General features: G+C 50.3%; 16 protein-coding genes. 13 read left to right on the forward strand and 3 right to left on the reverse strand.

Annotated elements, in window-relative coordinates; translation table 11 throughout:
* The first annotated feature begins 29 nt into the window (after positions 1 to 29).
* From AC6R0R_RS05825 to AC6R0R_RS05865, 9 genes are all read left to right on the forward strand, one after another.
* Positions 30 to 1,373, forward strand: a complete 1,344-nt coding sequence (locus tag AC6R0R_RS05825) for a carbohydrate porin (RefSeq protein WP_500626032.1) — start codon at positions 30 to 32, stop codon at positions 1,371 to 1,373.
* Between the two features lie 162 nt (positions 1,374 to 1,535).
* The gene (locus tag AC6R0R_RS05830) at positions 1,536 to 3,536 is read left to right on the forward strand and encodes a methyl-accepting chemotaxis protein (RefSeq protein WP_500626033.1); all 2,001 of its coding nucleotides are present in this window, start codon (positions 1,536 to 1,538) and stop codon (positions 3,534 to 3,536) included.
* 288 nt (positions 3,537 to 3,824) lie between these two features.
* Entirely contained in the window at positions 3,825 to 4,832 is a 1,008-nt protein-coding gene (locus tag AC6R0R_RS05835) for a LacI family DNA-binding transcriptional regulator (RefSeq protein ID WP_500626034.1), read from the forward strand.
* 39 nt (positions 4,833 to 4,871) lie between these two features.
* Positions 4,872 to 6,116, forward strand: coding sequence for an extracellular solute-binding protein (locus tag AC6R0R_RS05840; protein WP_500626035.1), 1,245 nt, complete (start codon positions 4,872 to 4,874; stop codon positions 6,114 to 6,116).
* Positions 6,117 to 6,203: 87 nt separating this feature from the next.
* The gene (locus tag AC6R0R_RS05845; protein WP_420378211.1) at positions 6,204 to 7,169 is read left to right on the forward strand and encodes a carbohydrate ABC transporter permease; all 966 of its coding nucleotides are present in this window, start codon (positions 6,204 to 6,206) and stop codon (positions 7,167 to 7,169) included.
* Between the two features lie 2 nt (positions 7,170 to 7,171).
* Positions 7,172 to 8,068 (forward strand): carbohydrate ABC transporter permease, encoded by an 897-nt coding sequence (locus AC6R0R_RS05850; protein ID WP_334552683.1) that lies wholly within the window; start codon positions 7,172 to 7,174, stop codon positions 8,066 to 8,068.
* A gap of 13 nt (positions 8,069 to 8,081) precedes the next feature.
* Complete coding sequence (locus AC6R0R_RS05855) at positions 8,082 to 9,431, forward strand: GH1 family beta-glucosidase (RefSeq protein ID WP_500626036.1); 1,350 nt, start codon at positions 8,082 to 8,084, stop codon at positions 9,429 to 9,431.
* Positions 9,431 to 10,522, forward strand: a complete 1,092-nt coding sequence (locus tag AC6R0R_RS05860; protein WP_487903504.1) for an ABC transporter ATP-binding protein — start codon at positions 9,431 to 9,433, stop codon at positions 10,520 to 10,522. The genes AC6R0R_RS05855 and AC6R0R_RS05860 overlap by 1 nt, the downstream gene beginning before the upstream one ends.
* Positions 10,523 to 10,608: 86 nt before the next feature.
* On the forward strand, positions 10,609 to 13,020 hold the full coding sequence (locus tag AC6R0R_RS05865; protein WP_500626037.1) for a glycoside hydrolase family 94 protein: 2,412 nt from the start codon (positions 10,609 to 10,611) through the stop codon (positions 13,018 to 13,020).
* Between the two features lie 39 nt (positions 13,021 to 13,059).
* On the opposite strand, the gene AC6R0R_RS05870 is transcribed toward AC6R0R_RS05865, so the two are convergent.
* Positions 13,060 to 14,010, reverse strand: coding sequence for an aldose 1-epimerase (locus tag AC6R0R_RS05870; RefSeq protein ID WP_500626038.1), 951 nt, complete (start codon positions 14,008 to 14,010; stop codon positions 13,060 to 13,062).
* A gap of 66 nt (positions 14,011 to 14,076) precedes the next feature.
* On the opposite strand from AC6R0R_RS05870, the gene AC6R0R_RS05875 reads away from it, so the two are divergent.
* The 4 genes from AC6R0R_RS05875 to AC6R0R_RS05890 all read left to right on the forward strand — a co-directional run bounded on the left by AC6R0R_RS05875 (position 14,077) and on the right by AC6R0R_RS05890 (position 19,812).
* Positions 14,077 to 17,169, forward strand: coding sequence for a GH116 family glycosyl hydrolase (locus tag AC6R0R_RS05875; RefSeq protein WP_500626039.1), 3,093 nt, complete (start codon positions 14,077 to 14,079; stop codon positions 17,167 to 17,169).
* Positions 17,170 to 17,336: 167 nt separating this feature from the next.
* The gene (locus AC6R0R_RS05880; protein ID WP_500626040.1) at positions 17,337 to 18,353 is read left to right on the forward strand and encodes a LacI family DNA-binding transcriptional regulator; all 1,017 of its coding nucleotides are present in this window, start codon (positions 17,337 to 17,339) and stop codon (positions 18,351 to 18,353) included.
* A 62-nt stretch (positions 18,354 to 18,415) separates the two neighbouring features.
* Positions 18,416 to 19,327 (forward strand): histone deacetylase family protein, encoded by a 912-nt coding sequence (locus AC6R0R_RS05885; RefSeq protein ID WP_500626041.1) that lies wholly within the window; start codon positions 18,416 to 18,418, stop codon positions 19,325 to 19,327.
* 2 nt (positions 19,328 to 19,329) lie between these two features.
* A complete protein-coding gene (locus AC6R0R_RS05890) occupies positions 19,330 to 19,812 on the forward strand; it encodes an NUDIX domain-containing protein (RefSeq protein WP_487903499.1) in 483 nt (160 codons plus the stop codon).
* Positions 19,813 to 19,892: 80 nt separating this feature from the next.
* On the opposite strand, the gene AC6R0R_RS05895 is transcribed toward AC6R0R_RS05890, so the two are convergent.
* Positions 19,893 to 21,161 (reverse strand): DUF3526 domain-containing protein, encoded by a 1,269-nt coding sequence (locus AC6R0R_RS05895; protein ID WP_500626042.1) that lies wholly within the window; start codon positions 21,159 to 21,161, stop codon positions 19,893 to 19,895.
* A complete protein-coding gene (locus AC6R0R_RS05900; RefSeq protein ID WP_500626043.1) occupies positions 21,158 to 22,594 on the reverse strand; it encodes an ABC transporter permease in 1,437 nt (478 codons plus the stop codon). The genes AC6R0R_RS05895 and AC6R0R_RS05900 overlap by 4 nt, the downstream gene beginning before the upstream one ends.
* Position 22,595 lies beyond the last annotated feature (1 nt).

Consider the following 22,595-nt stretch of genomic DNA (forward strand, 5'->3'; position numbering starts at 1 on the left):
AACAAACCTAAATTAAATAGGGATATAACATGAAACATTTTAGAGTTTTACCAATAACTTTAGCGGTGGCTTCCACTCTCGCTTCTGCCTCTGTCCTTGCTGCGGAAACCGATATTTCGGCATTAGAGCAACGTATTCAAGAATTAGAGTCTAAGCTGGTTGAAATTGACTACGTCAATGACCAACAACAAGCTGTGTTGACTCCAGATACGCAAGTGCCTCAAGGCATTATCTTCTCAGGTTACGCACGTTATGGCGCGCATCACTCGTCAGGTGACAACCGTTATGTCGAAGTGGGCAGCAGTGGTCGCTCTCTTGGCCGTTTGGGTAACGAAGCGAACGGTGGTGAAGTTCAATTAGCCAAAATCTTCCAAGCAGACAATGGTGCCAAATGGGATTTGGTTTTCATGGTGGATGATTGGAACAACGACCAATGGGGTTCATCAGGCGGTGTGAATTTGAAGAAAATGTATGCCGGCGTCACTAACATTTTTGAAAGCCAACCAGAGCTCTACATGTGGGCGGGTCGTGACTTCCATCAGCGTCCACAACAAGGTTTGAATGATTACTTCTGGATGTCTCATGATGGCCAAGGCGCGGGCTTCAACAACCTAAACTTGGGTGGCGTGAAGTTGGATATGGGCTTTGTTGGAGCAGTGGATAGCTCCGACGGGGCATTAGGCAACGATGCAGGCCGCTACGCTATTACGTCAAAGTTACATGGAATCAATTTGGGTTTCGGCAATCTAGACCTTTACGCGAACTATGGTTTTGCTTCTAGTGAAGCCAACAGCTCAGCGAGTGAGGAAATCGTGATTGACGAAGATGGCGACATTGTTGTGAAGAAAAATCCTGCAGTAAACGTTGAAGATGAAACCGCTTGGCAAGTCGGTGCCGTACTTGGCCTAGGTAGCTCTAATAAGTTAGTGATGAAATACGCCGATGGCGCTGACAACTCAGTATTCGAGCTAGCAGGTGATAAGCAGGTCTTCTACGCAAGTGTCGAAGGGGGCTACAAAGCGTCTGAGCAATTTATTATCGATTACTTAGTGTCGTACAAAGATATTTCAGGTGCTGATACCGATGAGAAAAGCGAATACGCCGGTATCGTTCGTCCACAGTATCAATGGGATGACGTTCATTCAACATGGCTAGAAGCTGGTTATGCGATGGAAGATTGGGACGATGGCAGTGAGAAAACCGGTTGGAAAGTGACATTATCTCAAAACGTGTCACTGGGAGGCTTGCCTTGGAGCCGTCCGATGCTGCGTTTCTATACAACAGTTGGCGATGTAGAAACGACTGGCTCAGCGGGTGATAAAACAACCGCAGACACCGTGGCTGTCGGCGCCATGTTCGAAGCGTGGTGGTAAGCCTAGGGTAATTTACTGTCCAACTTATTGGTCCCACAAGGCAGATTGGTGGGACCGGGTCGACCAGCCAATTTAACTCCAGTTTGGGCACAGTTTTGTGCCCATTTTTTATCCTTGTCAAACACCGAAGTGTTCTAGATTCGGTCAAGAACGGGTGAACCTATGCCATTTCAAACCCTTGTGTCACGCCTCTATTTGGGCTTTATCTGCTTGATTGCGATTATGGTCGGATCGGCGTGGCTCTCTGTACACAGTAGCCAAGATGTCACAGATAAGATGGAGTCGATTACTCGTGATACGACGCCATTGATGTTGCGCTCTGCGCAGTTGACCATAGATTTTCTTAATATCAATCGTAGTCTTACGCCCTTTTTATCGGCTCAATATTTGGATGAGTTGCCCCCTTTTGAAGAGCGGATAGCCGTCAATCGAGATGTCTATCTGAGTCAGTTGGAGTGGTTTGAATCGGCAGCGCAGCATCAACCTCAGCTCATGCCATTCCTCACACCCGTCAAAGAACAAGGGCAATTGGCGCTCAGTGGTTTGGAAGCGGTGATGGGCGCCTATACCGATGTGCTTGATGCGCAAGATCGCAGTGACTATCTTCAATCTCAATTCCAACAACTGATGACGCAGTTGAGTAACTCGCTTCAACGTGCGCGTACAAATGCACAATCAGAGTCAGCTCAGCGAGCGTTGGATGGGTTGACCAGTCAAGTGTCGTTGCTGGGCAATGAAGCGAATGAGGTCTACAAGCAGAAAGACATGACAGAGCTGCGCTCAGTGGCGCGACGTTTTACCACGCGTCAGCGTTATTTGGAGGAGAGCGAACAAGCCTTAACCGCGGTAGCGCCAAAGGTCTATCAAACGTTAGAAGGTACCTTACAGCGCCTAAAGCTACATGCGTTTTCTCAAGAGGGTGCAGTGCATTGGCACCTGCAAACCGTAGAGCAGGCAGAACAATTGCGACAACTACGTCAGGAATTGGAACAAGCCATTGATCGTCAGCTCGAGCATATCGATGGCTTGTCACGCTTTGCCAATCAGGTCGCCAATGACTTGTATGAAGAGGCAAAATCGGCCACCGAGGCAACACAAACCTTGTTTATCGGCATCTCGTTTGGCTCTATTGTTGTTGCGCTTGTGTTGGGTTTGAGTTTTGCCAGTATGGTGCGCAGGCCAACACGGCTCTTACTGGGGGCACTCGATGCCATCGCGCAGAAAGATCTTACGTCTGATGTCGATTATTCAGCCCGCAACGAGTTTGGCCAGGTGGCGCAAAAGGTCAATGTCGTGGTGCGTCATCTGTCGGAGATGATTGAGCGTATTCGTCAATCCAGTGCGCAGGTCAATGAGGCGTCACTGTCCAACCAAACCATTAGCGCAGAGCTCAATCAAGCGATCAGTCAACAGACGGAGCAAACGCTGCTGGTAGCGACGGCGATGGAGCAAATCGAGTGCTCGGTGACAGACATCGCGAGCTCAGCAGAGCAGACGCTCTCCCTAGTCACAGGCGCCGTTGAGCACTCCCAGCAGGCGCAGACAGAGATGAATAGCAATGTGGAAATGTTGGAATCGCTCTCTGAAGAGCTTAACCAAGTCACTGAAACCATCGGAGTACTGGAGGCTGAAAGTGCCAGCATTGAGTCGATATTGGAGGCCATTTCCGGTATTTCAGAGCAGACCAATTTACTTGCACTGAATGCGGCGATTGAAGCCGCGCGCGCCGGTGAGCATGGCCGAGGATTCTCTGTAGTGGCCGATGAAGTGCGAATCTTAGCAGCGCAGACCACCAGCAGTGCGAAAGAGATTCAAAACAAAATTGAGCGATTGCAGCAGCGCTCGGATCTCGCTAGCCAACAAATTGCCAGTTGTTTGAATGGGATGGGGCAAAGCATGCAGCAAACCGAGCGAGTCAATGCGCGACTGCATGAAGTGCATAGCCGATTGGATCAGGTTTCTCAGCGTAGCCATCAAATCGCGTGTGCGACAACAGAGCACCAGTCGGTGGCCAGTGATGTCACTAAGAACGTCAGTCACATTCACTCCTTAGCAGAGCAGAATTTAGATCGCTCACACCAACTCGCGACTCAAGGAAAAGAATTGGAACAACTGGCGCAAGTGCAATTTGAATTAACGGCCAGCTTTATATTGCGCCATTAATTTCACTATTAAGTATTATATTAGAGAGGTATTCACCTCTCTTTTTCTATTTTATGTCCCATAAAAACACATGCCATTAGGCTATTTTCCGGCCTGATAGATAAAATATGTGTGGTTATTTCATGAAACTGTTTCATGGCGACGATTGAAACTGTAGCGGCTCTCTATTTTTCCAAAACCGCCATTTTTTTCCAAAAATTAGTGTGATGACACTCACTCATTCCTCCCTTCAACTACGGAATACTCAGCCTGTAAGCGGTTTCAAGTCAAAGCAGTATTGAGGTTTCAGTGGCAACAATTAAACACGTTTCCGAGCATGCGGGGGTTTCTCAGGCGACGGTATCTCGAGTCATTAACGGTACCAGTCGCGTGAGTCACGACAAGAAGCTCAAGGTGGAAAAAGCGATCAAAGAACTGGGCTATCGTCCCAATTCGATTGCTCAAGCCTTAGCGTCGAGTCGTACCGGTAGCGTTGGGATTGTTGTACCGGAGCTAGGTGGGCCTTTCTTCTCGGGCATTCTCCATTGTCTAGAGGAAAACCTGCGCCGCTTTGGTTATCACGCAGTGGTGACAGCTGGCTCAAACACGGAGCAGGGGCAACGTGAGTCAGTGGAATTCTTGCTAGGACGTAGGGTCGATGCATTAATTCTTCATGTTCAACACCTGTGTGATGACTATCTGATCGCTCTGGAAGAACAAGGGATTCCTGTTGTGTTAGTGAACCGTTTTATTCCAGAGATGTATCAGAGCTGCATCGATATTGACAACGAGTTGGGGGGCAAACTGGCGACTCAATATCTTTTGCAGCAGGGGCACTCCGAGATTGCTTGTATCACAGGGCCTTTGGATAAGTCAGACGCACGGGGGCGTTTGCAGGGTTACCGAAGTGCACTGGAGGAAGCAGGCTTGGAGTACAACGAAGCGCTGGTCTCGGAGGCAGGGTTTACCGAAGAGACCGGTGTTATCGCCACCAAAAAACTGCTCAAGCGTCGGTGCCGATTCAGCGCGATTTTTGCGTCGAACGATCACATGGCGTTTGGTGCATTTGAGGTGCTACGCAGCGCAGGTTTCTCTATCCCGGAGGAGGTGTCGCTGGTGGGATTTGACGATAACATTTTCGCTCGTTACCTCACCCCATCGTTAACCACAATCAACTTCCCCATTGAGCAAATGAGCATTGAGGCCGTACAGCTCACCTTGCAAAAACTGAACAAAAACAAGCGTGATGTGAATTTCAAACTCAACCCCGCGTTGGTAGTGCGAGATTCAGTCAAGGACCTAAACAGTACCCTATAGCACTCGTTTAAACACCAATAACAAGATTAAGGATAAGACATGAAATTTAAGACCTTAGCGCTTTCGAGCGCGGTTGCACTCGGGCTTGCTGCCACAGCGACAGCAGCAGACAGTCAAATTCGTTTTGATGGATTTCCAGATTTTGACAGCAGCTTAAAAGTGCTTCTGCCTGAATTTGAAAAAGAGTCTGGCATCAAGGTCGACTACCTGATGAACAACCATGGTGACCACCACACCAAGTTGACCACCAACTTGGCAACAGGGTCGGGCGCAGGTGATGTGATCGTAGTCGATGTCGAAAAAATCGGTCCGTTTGTTGCCTCTGGCGGTTTGGTGAACTTATCTGAGCAATATGGGGCAGACAAATACGCCGATCGCTTTGCGCCTTATGCATGGACACAAGGCAAGGGCGGTGATGGTGATGTCTACGGTGTCCCCGTCGACCTAGGCCCAGGTGTGATGTACTACCGTACGGACATTTTTGAAAACGCTGGTATTGATGTCAATGAAGCCATTAAAGATTGGGATTCTTACATCGCGGCGGGTGAAAAACTTAAAGCACAAAATGTCCAGTTGATTGCCTCTGCAGCGGACGTTGCGCAAGCGATTATCTTTACAACTGTGCCGGAAGGCGAAGGTCTGTACTTTGATGCCAAAGGCGAGCCTGTGGTGACGTCTGAGCGCTTTGTTCATGCGTTCGAAGTGGCGAAGCAGATCCGTGACAAAGGCTTAGATGGTCGTATCTTGGCATGGTCAAACGAGTGGTACGAAGGTTTCCGTAATGGCACATTCGCCACGCAGTTGTCAGGTGCTTGGCTATTGGGTCACCTAAATAACTGGATCGCACCAGACACCGCCGGTAAGTGGGGTGTATCGAACCTACCAGATGGCATCTACGGCAGCTGGGGCGGTTCATTCCTCTCTATTCCGACACAATCGACTAAGCAAGACGAAGCGTGGAAGTTGATTGAATACATGACGACTAACCGTGATGTGCAGCTCAAACACTTTGAAACTATTGCTGCGTTCCCAGCGAACGTGACAACCTACGATGACGATCTGTTCCAAGAAGAAGTGGCCTTCCTCGGTGGACAAAAAGCGCGTTTGTTGTTTGCTGAAGTGGCGAAGAACATCAAGCCAGTGGCGCCAGCAAAAGGTGACCACGTCGCGCGCTCTATTATCTTAGAAAACGCGTTGATGGAAGTGCTGGATGAAGGCAAAGACATCAAAACCGCACTGCAAGAAGCAGAGCGTTTGATCAAGCGTCGTACGCGCAACCTGTAAGTCAACGTTTGTTTTAAGTTTGGGAGACGCACTCTGCGTCTCCCTAGGTAAGAGGTCGTTACTATGAATCAAGCAGCGAGCAGCGCCATGGAAACTTCAACCGGTCAGAGTCTTTTTTCTCGCCTAAATTTGAAAGCGCTTACACCGTACGGATTCCTATTGCCGTTTTTGATTATTTTTTCTGTATTTGGGATTTTCCCGTTACTTTTTTCTGTTTATCTCTCGTTTCATGAGTGGAACCCAGTCGAAGGACTCGGCGCGATGCAATATGTGGGGTATGAGAACTACTACATTGCATTGACCGACCCGTGGCTTTGGCGCTCATTGAAAAATACGTTGTGGTTAGCCATCACATCCGGTGTGGCTCAGCACCTTGTCGCCATTCCTGTGGCGTACATTTTGGTGTCAATGGGTGACCGTCTTCGTCATTGGTTAACGTCAGCGTATTTTCTGCCGTTTATTACCTCAACCGTTGCGGCATCGCTGATCTTCTTCAACATGTACTCGCCAAACTCCGGCATCATCAACCAAACCTTGATGGCGTTGGCTGACAGTTCTCTGTTTGGCTGGGCGTTCAGTTGGGTCAATGAGTACCAGCCGATTCGTTGGTTAGATGATGCGACTATGGTGAAACCATCGATTGCCATCATGGTGTTTTGGAAATACACCGGTTTCAACATCGTGCTCTACACCACAGGCTTGATGACCATACCCAAAGACATCCTAGAAGCTGCCCGTATGGATGGCGCCAACGCGCTGCGCCGTTTTTGGAACATCTCACTGCCGATGATTCGTCCGTTTGTCTTCTTCGCGGTCACCATGACCATCATCGGTAACCTACAGCTATTTGAAGAACCGTTCGTTCTGACACGTGGTACTGGCGGTACGGGTCAATCGGGCCTCACCATCTCTATGTACCTCTACAAAGTGGGTTGGGAATGGCTAGAGATGGGCACCGCTTCGGCGATTTCTTGGTTGCTGTTTGCCTTGATCGCTGCGTGTACCACGATTCAATTCTTCTTCTTCGGTAAAAAAGGCTTAGGGGAGCAATAACCATGACGACTCACTCTGCGACTTCGCCAGTGTCGATTTGGGCAGCCATCAAGCCCAGCGACCGAGCGATTGAAATTTTCACTAAGGTGCTGATGGTCGTATTGGGCATCATTCTGATTGTCTCTGCGATTGTGACGGTGTTTCCGTTTGTTTGGTCAGCGCTGTTATCCACACGCGACCGCACCGAGATCTTTGGTTCGGGTATCAGTTTTGCCATCGGTGACAGCTTGGCGATCAACTACGCCAAACTGCAAGAGATCATGCCTTTTTGGCAAGCGATGTTTAACTCGATTTATGTCGCCTTTCTAGGCACCACGATTTCGCTGCTGTTTTGTAGCATGGGGGGCTATGCCTTCGCTGTGTTCAAGTTCCGCGGCAAAAATATCCTGTTTGGCATGTTGGTTGGATCCATGATGATCCCGCCCGTACTGAGCTTGATTCCCTACTTTATGATCGTCAAGTTCCTTGGCTTGCTTGACAACCACATGGCGGTTTGGCTGCCGTTTACTACGACGCCGTTTGGTATTTTCTTGATGCGTCAACACGTTGTGGCCTCGATCCCGAAAGAGTTGCTTGAAGCGGCTAAACTGGATGGAGCGGGGGAGTTTAGAACTTACTGGAGCGTGGTTTTGCCATTGATGAAACCGGCGTTGGCGACATTGGCTATCGTTCAATTCGTCTTCTTCTGGAATATGTTCATGCAGCCTTTAGTTGTACTGACGACGCCAGAAAACTACGTGATTACTCAAGCCCTGCGCAGTGTGCAAGGGATTCCTAATACGCCATGGGGCGCGGTGATGCTGGGGACCACCATTTCCATTTTGCCTTTGGTAGTGACGTATCTCTTCGCGTCAAAACAGATGATCAGCGGCTTAACGTCGGGTGCAGTAAAAGGTTAGATAAGGTAAGAAAATGAATAAATATCAACTTCCAAGTGACTCAAAATTACGCAGTAAGGAATTTGTCTTTGGTGTGGCGACCTCGTCTTACCAAATCGAAGGTGGCATCCATGAAGGCGGTCGTACGCCCTCTATTTGGGATACCTTTTGCGCCGTGCCAGGCAAAGTCGACAATGGTGACACCGGGGCTGTCGCCTGCGATCACTACCATTTATGGAAACAAGACATTGAGATGATTCAAAGTCTCGGTGTGGATGCTTACCGCTTATCTATGGCGTGGCCACGTATTTTGCCACAAGACGGCGTGGTCAATGAGCAAGGATTGGCGTTCTACGAGCAGATCATCGATGAGTGTCATGCTCGTGGTTTAAAGGTCTATGTCACGCTCTATCATTGGGATCTGCCTCAATACCTTGAAGACAAGGGCGGCTGGTTAAATCGTGAAACCGCTTACAAGTTTGCTGAGTATGCCCAAGTTGTCAGCGAGTATTTTGGCAACAAAATTGATGTTTACACCACCCTTAACGAACCGTTTGTTGCCGCTTTTCTCGGCTACCGCTGGGGCATTCATGCACCGGGTATCGAAGGGGACAAAGAGGGCTTTTTAGCGTCTCATCACTTGATGCTTGGCCACGGATTAGCGATGCCAATCCTGCGCGCCAATGCACCGGCCTCTTTGCATGGCATTGTATTTAACGCGACACCGTCTTACCCACTCACGCCAGAAGACCAAGGCGCGGCGGATTACTGTGAAGCGGAGAGTTATCACTGGTTTATGGATCCGGTACTCAAAGGGGAGTACCCAGCGGTGGTGATGGAAAAACATGCCGCCAATATGCCGATGATCCTCGATGGTGATTTGGCAGTGATTTCAGCGCCGGTGGACTACGTTGGCCTGAACTACTACAGCCGCAGCGTTGCCCGTTACAACGAGCAAGGTGAGATTGAGACCATCAAACCGCAAGAGTCGGAGTACACCCACATTGGCTGGGAAATTTATCCGCAAGGTCTGACGGATCTCTTGGTTCGCTTTAAAGAGCGCTACGCCAATCTACCGCCTGTCTATATCACAGAAAACGGCGCTGCCGGTGATGATGACGTCTGCGCGGGCCATGTTGACGACACACAACGTGTGGCGTACTTCCAATCGCATTTAGAAGCGGTCGACAACGCTATCAAAGCGGGCGTTCGCGTCGATGGTTATTTTGCGTGGAGCTTGATGGATAACTTCGAATGGTCATTTGGCTACCACCAACGTTTCGGCATCGTCCATGTCGATTACCAAACTCAACAAAGAACCTTGAAACAGAGCGCCATTGCTTATCGCAATATGTTGCTAGAGCGCGCTGAGGAGAACAACTAATGGCTAAAGTAGAATTTCGTAACATTAAAAAATCGTTTGGTGATGTGGACGTGGTAAAGCACTTCGATTTTACCGTCAATGATGGTGAGTTTGTGGTGTTCCTTGGCCCTTCTGGCTGCGGTAAATCGACCACGCTGCGCATGCTCGCGGGGTTGGAGAGCATCTCCTCTGGCGATATTTTTGTCGGCGATAAGCTGATGAACAAAATCGACGCCAAAGATCGTGATTTGGCGATGGTGTTTCAAAGCTACGCGCTCTACCCGCACATGACGGTGTACGAGAACATCGCGTTTGCCCTCAAACTGAAAGGGATGAAAAAGCCAGACATCGACGTTGAAGTGCGCAAAGCGGCCAAAATGCTTGAGCTCGAACCCTTGCTTGATCGTAAACCGAAAGAGTTATCGGGGGGACAGCGCCAGCGTGTGGCCATGGGGCGCGCTATGGTTCGTACACCTAAGGTGTTCTTGTTTGATGAACCGCTATCGAACCTTGATGCGAAGCTGCGCGGTGTGATGCGTGAAGAAATCAAGCAACTGCATCGTGAGCTGAAAACCACCACGATTTACGTGACCCACGATCAGATTGAGGCGATGACGCTCGCCGATCGCATCGTCATTCTCAAAGATGGCTATGTGGCGCAGGTTGGTACGCCAACCGAAGTCTTTAAACGCCCTGCCAACAAATTTGTTGCGCAGTTCATCGGTAACCCGTCGATGAACATGTTGGATGCGAAGTTGATTGAAAAGCAAGGGGCGTTCTTTGTTGCCCTTGGCGACGTCGAGATCCCATTGCCAGAGCGTTTTAAAGCGCACGCGTCGAAAAACCTCGCACTGCACTTTGGTGTACGCCCAACTGACATCCATTTGCGTGCAGAGCAAGTGGACCATGACCGCGTGCTGCCGATTCCTGTCACCATTAAAGACAAAGAGCTGCTCGGCGCCAGCATTTTGCTGAAAACCGAGGTCAGTGGTCAGCCGTTGATGGTTGAAACCCAAGCGGCAGAAGTCGATGTGAAGGATTTGACTTTATACCTCGATCTCGACGCGATTCATCTGTTTGACGCGCTGAGCGAAAACTCGCTCGCAAGTTAAGGCTGCTACTCACGGCGAATCTAATTCGCTTTATTACACGATTTAATGATTTGCTCCCTCGGTTTGGGGGAGCCAGGGATAGTGACATGAATTTCGGATATTTTGACGACAACAACAAAGAATACGTCGCCACCACACCATGTACGCCAATCAAGTGGTGTAACTACGTGGGCACACTCGAGTTTGGCGGCTTGGTCGACAGCAATGGCGGCGTGGTATTGTGTAAAGGTGACCCTGCCCTCAACCGCATCACCAAATACATCGCTCAGTTGCCTAACTCAGAGTTTAAAGGGTCGACCTTATACCTAAAGGTGAAAAACCGCCAAGGCGATGTTCAGGTGTTTTCACCCTTCTATACGCCGACGCTCAAACCTCTCGATAAGTTTGAGAACCATACCGGGCTGTCATACACCACCATCATCGCCGAAGGGTATGGGGTGCGCTGTGAGGCGACCTTCTTTGTACCCAAAGATGCGCCCGTCTTGCTCGAAGACATCCGAATCACCAACATCAGTGACGAGGCGTTGCACGTAGACGTCGTGCCAGTGTTCGAATTTACCCATTTTGATGCCCTTAAGCAGCTCGTCAACGCGGACTGGGTGCCGCAAACGATGACGCTCAACGCGCATCAACAGGCGAGCGGTCATACCGTCTTAGAGCAATACGCCTTTATGAAGCGCGATTATGCCGTCAACTTGATGACCGCCGACCGAGTGGCGACCTCATTCGATGGCGACCGCCAAGTGTTTCTCGGAAATCACGGTTATGGCAGTTGGGCTGCGCCAGAAAAGCTGTTTGCAGATGAACTTGGCAACAGCGAGTGTTTACGTGGCGACAACATCGGCGCGCTCAATTTGCGTTTGGGTTGGATTGAGCCCCAAGCAAGTGAGCGCACCGTCGTGCAACTGACGCAAATGTCGAGTTTGGCAGAGGCCGCGCCCATGCTGGAGAAATACCGCGATCACGCCCAAGTGGACAAAGCCTTTGCTGAGCTAGCCGATCATTGGCAAGCTTACCTCGCGACCGTACAGGTAGAAACGCCCGATCCGGCGATGAACTCGATGCTGAACATTCACAACCCGCGTCAGTGTCATACTACTAAGAACTGGTCACGTTACTTGTCTCTGTATCAGCTTGGCTACGGTGCGCGTGGTATTGGTTTTCGAGACTCATCACAAGATACCTTGGGCGTGATTACCCATATGCCGGAAGAGGCGCGTGAGTTTATTGAGCGTCTTTTATCGGTTCAAAACCAAGATGGCTCCGCGATGCACCAGTTCTTTCCCTCTACGATGGAAGCCAATGCTGGTGACTCGCGAGAAGAAGAAGACCGACCGGATTACTATGGCGATGATCACTTGTGGATCATTTATGCCGTCACCCAATACGTCAAAGAGACTGGCAACGGTGCGTTTCTCGACAAATCGATTCCGTTTTATCAAAAAGATAAACAGGGTCAACCGCTTGAATCTGCCTCAGTGTGGGAGCATTTATGCCGAGCGATAGAGTTTACGCGCAGCAACACCGGTCAACACGGATTGCCGCTACTGGGTTTTGCGGATTGGAATGACACGGTTAACTTACCCACTGGCGCCGAGTCGATGATGGTCGCCAACATGTACGGTAAAGCGCTGTTGGATATGCTTGATTTATGTCGCTTACGGGGTGACGAGCAACGTGCGCAGCAATACCAAGCGCAGTACGAGCAGATGAAATCCACCGTCAATGAATGTGGATGGGATGGCGAATGGTTTATCCGTTATTTTGATGAGCAAGGTCAGCCGATTGGGTCACACATCAACGCGCAAGGGCAAATCTACACCAATGGTCAAAGCTGGCCAGTGATCTCTGGGTTTGCTGATGGCGAGCGTGCCACCACGGCGCTGAATTCTGTCTACTCGAAACTCAATACCGCCAATGGGATTAAGCTGTCAACGCCGGGCTACAATGGCTTTGATCCTAACCTAGGTGGCGTCTCGACGTATCCACCTGGTGCGAAAGAAAATGGTGGTATCTTCCTGCACGCCAACCCTTGGGTGATGATTGCCGAAGCGAAGATGGGTAATGGTGATCGAGCGTATCAGTACTATCGTCAAATCAATCCTGCCTCGAAAAATGATGTGATTGAGACATTCGAATCGGAGCCATACTGTTACCCACAAAACATTCTGGGTGATGAGCATCCGCAGTTTGGATTGGGACGCAATGCTTGGCTATCGGGCACCTCGTCTTGGACTTACGTCGCGGGCACACAGTGGATTTTGGGCGTAAGACCGGACATCGATGGATTGATCATCGACCCCTGCATTCCCAAAGCGTGGCCAGAATTTCGTGTGACTCGACAATTTCGCGGTGCCACGTACCACATCCATGTCGACAACCCTAACCGGGTGAATAAGGGTGTGGCTGAGTTACGTGTCAATGGTGAACGTATCGAGGGCAATAAAGTGCCCGTATTGGCGGCGGGTGACCACCGCATTGAGGTGACGCTAGGCTAACCAATGCTCGGGGAGGTTAGCCTCCCCGACGATGGTGCATCAGCGCCGTGGCTGATAGTGCGCGTGGCATTGCCACTCAAACTGCGCGGTTTGCTCGGGGTTAAGTTCCAATAAACCGATGTGATTGTTAAACGCATCAGCAGGGCATGACATAGGTTCAATTGCAATACTCGCCTCCGACGCTGGCGTGTAGAGCTGAATAAAAGGGTAATTTGCCCCTTGCTGGTAGTCGAGACGGGCTTGTTGATCCGCTCGGGTTAGGGTGAGCGATTGATCACTGCTGTGATGAAATCGATAGCAATGATTGAGTGTGACATCGGCGAGCGTCGTTGGGCTACTGAGGGCGGTGTTACTCGTGTATTCGCCGGTGGGTAAATCATTGCGGTGTACGACCTCTTGATGAGGGCTTAGGCTCAGTTGGCACTGCGCCAGTGAATCACCGAGCGAAAAATAAGGATGCCAAGCATCGCCATAGGGGAAAGGGGATTCGCCGGTATTGGTGATCTCGGTATAACAGCGAAGGCGGCCAGTCTCATCAATGTGATAGCAGACGTCGAGCCGGAAAGCGAACGGAAAACCGTCGGCAAGATGGTCGGTCTCATAGCGAAAACGCGCCGTGGCAAAGTGCTCTTGTGCATCGGTCTCAACGACTTGAAACGGTTGATTGTAAAGTAGGCCATGTACGGCATGTTCAGACCAAGGAAAGTTTGCCGGTAATCTGTAGTCATGCCCTCGGTAGTGATATTGACCGTTTTTTAGGCGGTTAGGGAAGGGAAACAGTTTGGCACTACGAGAGAAAAAAGGGTGAGATTGAATCACATTTTGACTGTCTTTGTAGCCAACAATAAATGAGAAAGGACTATGATTGACCCGATATTGGTTAATAATGGCACCAAAGTCTTGAATAATTTCGACGCAGATGCCGAGTTTTGAATTTAAGAGTGTTGTGGAGTGAAAATCTCCAAATTTCCCTTTAACGATTTTAAACATATTAATATCTCCTTTGAAGATGATATTAATTGATGAATATAAATATTCAATGTTGGTTTTCACATTATGATAAATAAAATTCCATACACTTCATATTTTGGTACATCGGATGTTCTGTGCAGTAAAGGCAACGCCGTTGAATTTATCCAGCCTTGGTATACGCCTATCTCAACCACCCCTGAAAATACAGGGATGGCGGTGGGTGGTATTGGCAACACGTTCACCTTAACGCCGCAAGGTAAAACGCCAAATTTTAGTTTCATTCCTGGTATATTTATTGATTGCCAAGAGGATGATGTCTACTTCAACGATTTCTATATTTCTGTGATGGATGAACATCACGTTGAGAATCTGGATATACCGGATTTTTCTGAAGCGAAACTGTATTTAAATTACTATCCGGCGATATTTTTACGTGAAACATCACAATGTAAAAATAAAGATGAGCTATTGTCGTTAATTAGGGAAACCATTTTTTCTGGTCAGTTCTACTTGATCAACAAAGAGCATTTTCTACGTTGGAATATTGAATTTAGCGCCGCAACGCACCAGGCAATTCAGGCTGACGAGACAAGCGTTGAGACTCAGTTACTGGTCGCGATCGACTTTTTTAATGGTCTGTTAGTCAATGGGTCGACCCACGCGTGGTCATTGACACCGCAGCGTGGTGCAGTGGTGCCCTCTGTTGAGGCCAGTCGAGTGCATTATCGGGCGCTGTATCCGTTGGCGGAGTATGACTATCATGGACTCGGTGATATTGAGTTAACTCGCCAAGTGGTCTCGCCTGTGGTCAAAGATGCCCCAGAACTTTGCAGTCTACCTGTGCACTGGAACCAATTTCAGCTCACCAACCGCAGCAATAAAGCCCAGTGGGTCACCGTGGTTCAGCCGCTGAATAACTTGATGGGAGCGACCTACCAAAAGGCGCGAGATGGTGTACAAGACTCGTGTTGTCACTTGGTGCAAAACCCGATTGGGCATCAGCATCAACCGATTGTGCTTGACCAAGGTGAGACGCAGTTCAGTGGTGTGCGCTTGGCGTCCAACTCACCGTATGCCAGTGATATTGAAGGCGAGGTGATCTACGGCGTTCAAGCGTCAGCGAGCACAGTTCAAGCGGGCAAGATAACCGTGTCGCTTAAATCACAGGTTTACGCCAGCAAGGCGCAGCAACAAGTGTGGCGTGCATTGCATACAGGGCGAACCAATGATCATTTTGACCGCGGTATCTACAGTGGCCGTGAGCCACTCAGTGCTCTAGTTTGTGTTCAGGTGAAGCTTGAGCCGGGTGAAACGCAATCGCTGCGTTTCGCGCAAGTGATGGATCACAGCAAAATCCTTCTCGACGGTTGGCAAAGTCACAAAGCGTACGCTCGCTACTTCCCTGAGCCATCACGCGCTGAAACGATATTAACGCAAACCTTGCCTAAGCTTTCAGAGATAGAGCAGCGTATAGTCACCCAGCAACAACGCTTTTATGACCAGGCGGTGGCCAAGTTTAGTGGCCAAGAGAGTGCCCAGCGTTACGCGACGATGGCGATGAACAGCCTATCGTTTTTAGCGGAATCAACCGTGTGGGACGTCGAAGATACCTTGCTGGTCAAAGAGTGTGTCGATTATCCCTTCTTTAACTCACTGGATGTCTATTTTTACGGTTCGTTCTCACTGCTGTATTTGTTGCCGCAACTCGATGGGGCGGTGATGAAGCATTTTGCGCGGGCGATTTTAGCCAGTGACGCGACTCTGCGTCGCTATTGGGAGTATGAAGACAAACCTTACGCTGAGCTGGTTGACGAAAAATACCAAGGGACACGTGCCGAGCGTGGTGCGGTGATACACGATCTTGGCAGCCCTTACGATATTCAGCCAGATGCCTACAGTTGGCATAACGTCAAAGAGTGGAAGGATCTCGCACCTAAATACATCCTGATGGTCTACCGCCACTGGCAGAAAACCGGCGATCAGGCGGTGGTGGAACAGTGCTGGCCGGCGGTGAAAGAGAGCATCGAGTACCTCAGTCAACTGATTGGCCCTGGTGAGGATCTACCTTTGACACGTGGCACGGACGATACGTTTGATAACCTGTCGTCTCATGGCATCTCTATCTACTGTGGTAGCTTATGGGCCGCAGGGTTGCGCGCGGCAGCTGAGTTAGCTCAATGTGTTGGTGAGATGGCGCTGAGCGAGGGTTACAATGAACGTAGCGAGCGCGCTTTGGCAACCCTCGAACGTGCCTTATGGGATGAGAAGCAAGGCTATTACCACTTTTTCGTTACGCCGGTCCAAACCAAGCATCTGACAGGAGAAGGTTTGGCTGATCTACAAGGATTGGGGTTAGCGGTGAGTGGTGACGCAGTGAGCGATGCCGCGGTGTTGAACGCGTATCTTGATGAGGTCGACGAGGCGAGTGACGATGGCCAAAGGGCGCAGCGTAAAGTGAAGAAGCAGCAGTTATTGAGCCGCGCACCCGCCGCCTTTACCCCTCAGTTTGCTGAGCTGGTGGAGGATTCAGATAACAGTTTTGGTGATGCTTTACTGGCGGACAGCTACCTGCAATTGGTGGGGCTACCTCGCTTGTTTGCGCCGCAGCGGACTGAGCGAACTTTGGATTTTATCTACCAAACTAACTTTGTTTCTAACAGTCCTAAGCTGGGGGTGGCGAATATGACCCTAGCGGACGGGCGTCCTCACGAGGCATTCCAAGCGCAAGATGTCTGGATTGGCGTGCAATTCAGTGTTGCCACCGCGCTACGTTTGGCGGGTAAGCAAACGCAAGCGGAAACCTTGATGGATACCGTCTATCAGGCGCTGTACCAAATGGCGAAGATTCCTTTCGCCGCGCCGGAGGGTTTCAATTGCTCGGTCGTGGTGACGCCAGAGTCGATGGCGCAGCGATTTGACATCGATAAGACTCGCGCTCAGCAGTGGGTATCGTATTTGCAACACTTAGGTCATCTACTTAGCGATGGGCGTGTTAATCCAAATCTGACGGATGATGCCGATGCGTTTATTCGCTCTCTCGCGTCTAACGAGTTTGCTGCTAAGGATAATTGGCCGGATCACGCTGAGCTGCATAAGTGGTTACTCAGCACGGGGTTAAAGTACACCGCAGGGCGATACTTCAGACCGGGAATGATTTTCGCTTATCTGTACCAATAATGAGGGACGCGCATACGGGGGCGCAGGCAGAGCGATGTCATATCTGGTTGCCATTGAGTTTTGCCTGAACCTCACAAAGCCGCAATCGTTGGGATTGAGTACACGACTCAGTCCCATTATAGTTCAGCCACTAACGGTGAGTGACTCATGATGAGCCGAGCAACCTTATGACAAACAAGAAGAAAAAATCCCCCACGGTGTACGATGTCGCGACGTTGGCTGGCGTCTCGCCTAGTACGGTGTCGCGTTTTTTAAACCGCACCACCTATGTGTCTGATGACAAGAGCCACAAGATCGAGCAGGCGATCACCACGTTGGGTTACAAGCCCAATTTTCATATGCAGCAAAGCACCACTCGTCGCTCGATGACGATTGGTGTGCTGATTCAGCATCCAGACAGTCCTTACACCAGTCGTATTCTCAATGACATGGAGAATGTATTGCTGGCGCAAGGTTACTCCTTGGTTTTAGCGACTGGACATTGGCAAAATAAGCTGGAGATTCATGCGCTTGAGTACCTGATGAAAAGCAACGTCGATGGCATCATCGTTGTGACGGGCAACTTGAGTGAGCAGTCGATTCTCACCACGGCGAAATCCATTCCGGTTGTCGCGGTAGGCTATGACATTCAAGGGGAGAATGTTCGCTCCTTGAATCTAGATAATGTACTGGGCGGATATATTGCAACGCTGCACCTGTTGCAACTTGGCCATGTAAATATTGCCCACATTAAAGGGCTCTCCAGTCAACCAGATTCGGGGGCACGCTTTACCGGGTACAAGAAAGCGTTAACTGAAGCGCAAATCAAACCCAATCCAAAATTGATCAAACAGGGCGATTTCAGCTCTGAAACAGGGTATGAGAAAACGGTTGAACTGATTGAATCTAAAGTGCATTTCTCTGCGTTGTTTGCCGCTAATGATCAAACGGCCTATGGCGCAATGAAAGCCCTGACTGACCACGGTTTTAGAGTGCCAGAGGATGTCTCCATCGTCGGTTTTGATGATTTGCCCACCTCTCAATACTTTACGCCCGCTTTAACTACATTGCGTCAGCCGATTGAAGAGATAGGCGCCGTCTCTGCGCGTTCGATGTTGAACTTGTTGTCAGGCGAACGACATGAGGCTCGTTTACCACCGATAGACTTGATGATTCGACAATCCACCAAGTCCATCTATCGATAGCCGTTTTCCCTGCGCCCATGAGCTGCTAGCATGGGCGTTATGGTTACGTGTTTGTTGTCCTCATGATCCCCCTGATATACCACCCGATCTACTCCGATTTACCCTTGCCTGACGGGCATCGCTACCCGATCAACAAATATCGCTATCTGTATGAGGCGATACGCAAGCAAACGCTTTGGCAACACCGTATCGATTGGGTGACGCCCAGTGCCATCACGATGGAGGAAGCCGCGCGTACCCATTGCGGCCAATATCTTGATCTCTTGTGTCGCGGCGCACTGCCTGCTGCCAAAATGCGCCGTATTGGTTTTCCTTGGAGTGAGCAACTGATCACTCGCACCCTCACTTCGGCAGGGGGTACCTGTGCAACGGTGGACGCGGCGCTAGAGCGAGGCGTGGCGATTCATTTGAGCGGTGGCTACCATCACGCGCATTATGATTTTGGTAGTGGGTTTTGTCTGATCAACGATTTGGTGATCGCGGCCAAAAGAGCCTTGACCAATGAGCATGTGGATACTGTGCTTATCGTTGATAGCGATGTGCATCACGGCGATGGCACGGCGACCTTGTGTCGAGATAAGGCGGAGATCATTACCCTATCGTTTCATTGCGATAAGAACTTTCCGGCGCGCAAACCGGATTCTAATCTCGATGTGGCGCTTTCAAAGGGCACAGACGATGCGACATTTTTAAGTCACTTTACTAGCGTGGTCGAGATGGCCGTGAATCTGCATCAGCCTGATTTTATTCTCTATGATGCCGGTGTGGATATTCACCAAGAGGATGAACTGGGGTATTTTAATGTCTCAACACAGGCGATATATCAACGAGATAGAGCTATGTTTGAAGTAGCGACGAGGCGAGGTGTGCCGATTGCCTGCGTTGTCGGTGGTGGTTATCGCACTCGTCATGAGGATTTAGTGCCGATACACATGCAGCTGATTCAAGCTGCAATGGATGTTTACAAGGATTAGTCATGGAACACAGGATACGTGCCGCGGGCATACTGGTCGATCAAGGCGCCGTGTTGTTGCTCAGAGTCAACGATTTTACCGGTGAATACTGGATACCGCCGGGGGGCGGCATGGAATCGGTTGATCGCAGCACTAAGGCGTGTGTTGAACGTGAATTCGTTGAAGAGACAGGGCTGAGCGTGAAAGTGGGTGAGCTCGTGTGCGTGCGTGAGTTTCTTGAAACGGAAAACCATCGCTACCATGCCGAGTTCTTTTATCACATCACCCATTATCAAGGCACACCAAACTTAGAGAATCTTAAAGGGCTGAATGACGAGCAGTTTATTCAAAGTGTCGAGTGGGTGCCGATTGAACAGTTGGCAGAGAAGCGTCTCTATCCAGTGGAGCTTAAACACAAGTTGTTGGCGCTGATTGAAAGTGAACACTACGCCACTCATCTCGGCTCTTACATTCAAGGATCGTTTGAAGACATTAATCAGCTTTAGCTGAGCAGATTTATGAAAAAGGCGCAGGCAAGTGATTGCTCTGCGCCTTTTTTGTCGCTCATTGGTTGAGTGAGCGAGCCTTAGCCCTCGTCAGAGAAAACCGGCATGGTCTCCAGTTCATCATGGCTAAATGGCGCGTCACCAAACAGCAGCGGGTAGTAGAAGTGTCTCAGCGATTGGTGGAAATCACGCACACGTTGCTCGTAGCGCATGCTCGCTTTAACATCGGTATTCGCCAGCGATGTCATCCAACGTTGGGTGAGTGTTGAAGGCGAAAGCCACGCTGCATAGCCAGCGGCGGCATCACGTTCGCGTAGTGTTTGGCGATACGCTTGTGACAGTGGCGCGGCTTTTTGATCGCCCACTTGCTGAAACGCGTAGTACCATTTCCATTCGAACAGTGATTGCATATCGGTTGCTTGCGCCCATTCTGGGTGGGTCGTTAAGAATGACGCCCAAGTATCAGAAAAGGGTTTATCCCACGCACCGTTTACCTCTTCGCGTTGCAGCAGTACGATGTCGCCGCCACTTGGACCTGTGATGGTGTGGTTAATCACGCTATCACTGACCACGGGCACCACCACCGTCGAGGCTAACCAAATACCAAGCAAAGCTGAGGCAATGCGCGCCGAGCGCTGACCTTTCTGGGTGAGTGTTTTTCCGATAAGTAAGGTCAACCATGCCCAAAAGGCGAGATGGACAAGCACGATGGCCATCACCGCGAGGAATTGGGTGATGGGCACTGCCATCGTCCATGCACCAAGACCAAAGGGGAGCAACAGTGCCAGCGCGAGTCCCGTACAGAGAATCAACGCACGCGCCGCCCATAGCGAGCCTTGACGTTTAGCGCTTACTAACAGCAGATCGTAGCGACCCGCTTCGCGCTCTCCCGCCCGTAAATCATGGAGCAACAGAATCACAAACAGAGGCAGTAGTATGCTGACAATAAACGCAAAATCGAAAAAGCCTGCCAAGGAGAGTTCCGGGTTTTGTGCGTCGGTTTCGTAGATCTGCCCTTCGAGCGCTAGCATGCGGATGCGGTGCTTCCAAGAAGTCACATCACGCTGGCCCATGGCAGCAAAAGCAAGCGGCTGAGGCTCAGAGTAGGTGAGGTGGAAGCTGTAGTAAGCGGCGCTGCCGTAGTCGTGCTGCTCGGCAAGAATGTGTTCGCGCTCTGTGGCATCCTTTGCCTGCAAGCGAACCAAGGTCTCTTGCTGCTCACGAATTTCATTTACGCCACTAACGATGGCAAAGCTCGTCAGGGCAAACACAACCAGCAAAAAGCCGACAACGTAACCTTGTTTAGCGAGAAAACGGGTTTCACGGATGAGATCCGTTAAAGACATCATGACATCAATCTCCTAGTCGCGAAACGGATAAGGCCCGCCAGAATCAGTAACCAAAGTCCCATTTGCAACGCATATCGCAGACTTTGGGCGACGCGGGCGTTGGGCGCTTGTGGCGTAAAAGTAAAAGAGGAGAGCACTTGCCAGTGGTGAGCGTTGACGCGCGCGGCTTTGGCTGTCGCGTCGTCTTTATAGCGATTCACGTCAGTTTGGTAATCAAGATCGTGCAGGTGGACGTGATTTAGCGCTTGAACGAACTCAAAACGCAGATTTTCGGCTTGGCGTAAAAAGCGATGGTGCGTTTCCAAGTTGGTACCGGCCAGCATCATCGAGAGATTGGCCATGGAGACCGTCGGCGATAACCAACCAAATTGGCGCGCAATGTTCGCTTGGTTTTGCTCTTTGTCCATGTTGTCTTCGGCGTATCGGTTGAGCACTTTAGTCAGTTTCTCTTCTGAATACGCGGCGACGGCACCACGAAAGTTGACTGGCAACTCGGCGATGTCATCCACTTGGTATTGCTCAAGGAGATCGCGTTTGAGCTTTTCAAAGGCAGGGTCAGCGGCGTTGTGTCCGTCGCCAAGCTGACGCAGCTCCTCAATCACGCCAAAATCTGTCTCCAATTTGCCCATCGCCGGCGCCAGTGTGGCGGCACTTGAACTGGCAATACGCGGCATCAACACAGCAAATACCACCCATAGGCTAATCAATATGGCGAAGCTGGCGTGACTGCGCTGACTCATGCTCGAGACCCACAGCACCAACGCACTCCAAATGACGATGTAGCCAAGGTAACCGGCGATAAAGGCGCTGCTGGTCAAGACACTTTCACCCTCGCCAATGGCGAGCAGGCTCGCAACCATCAAGGGTAATAACATGACGACTCCGGCCAAGACCAATGCCAGGAACTTACCACTCAGCAGTTGACGAGCGTTCACCCCTTGCGTGATGAGTACTGTCAAGGTACCGGCCTCTTTTTCCCGCGTGACGCAACTGTAACCGACCAAAACAATTAGCAGTGGCAATAGCACCTGGACCAAAAAGGCAGGAGACAGAGAGCTAAAGCGCGTCATGCCGCTAGACTGGTTTTGCTCAGCGAACATCGCGGTGTTTTGGCGATGGCCCTCAAGAAAAATCGCATGACCCGTGTACGCATCAACGCCAGGATCCAGTGCACTCAATGGCGTGGGATTGCGAAACACGTAGTGACCGTAATGGACCATTCGATGTGGGTGACGGTCAGGTTGGGCCATAAATTGGGATTCAGAGTACTGCTGAAGTTGGCGACGCTCAGCATCGGCGTGTTGTGTCTCAACATGATTGACCACCACAGCAGCCAGAGTGAGTAATACGCCGATCACCAGCACCGTAGCGGCAACTTTGCTGCGACGCCAAAAACGCCACTCATCGAACAAAATAAGGGAGAGAGTTTTCATG

The organism is Vibrio sp. R12-SW3-ISO1, assembly GCF_059834005.1.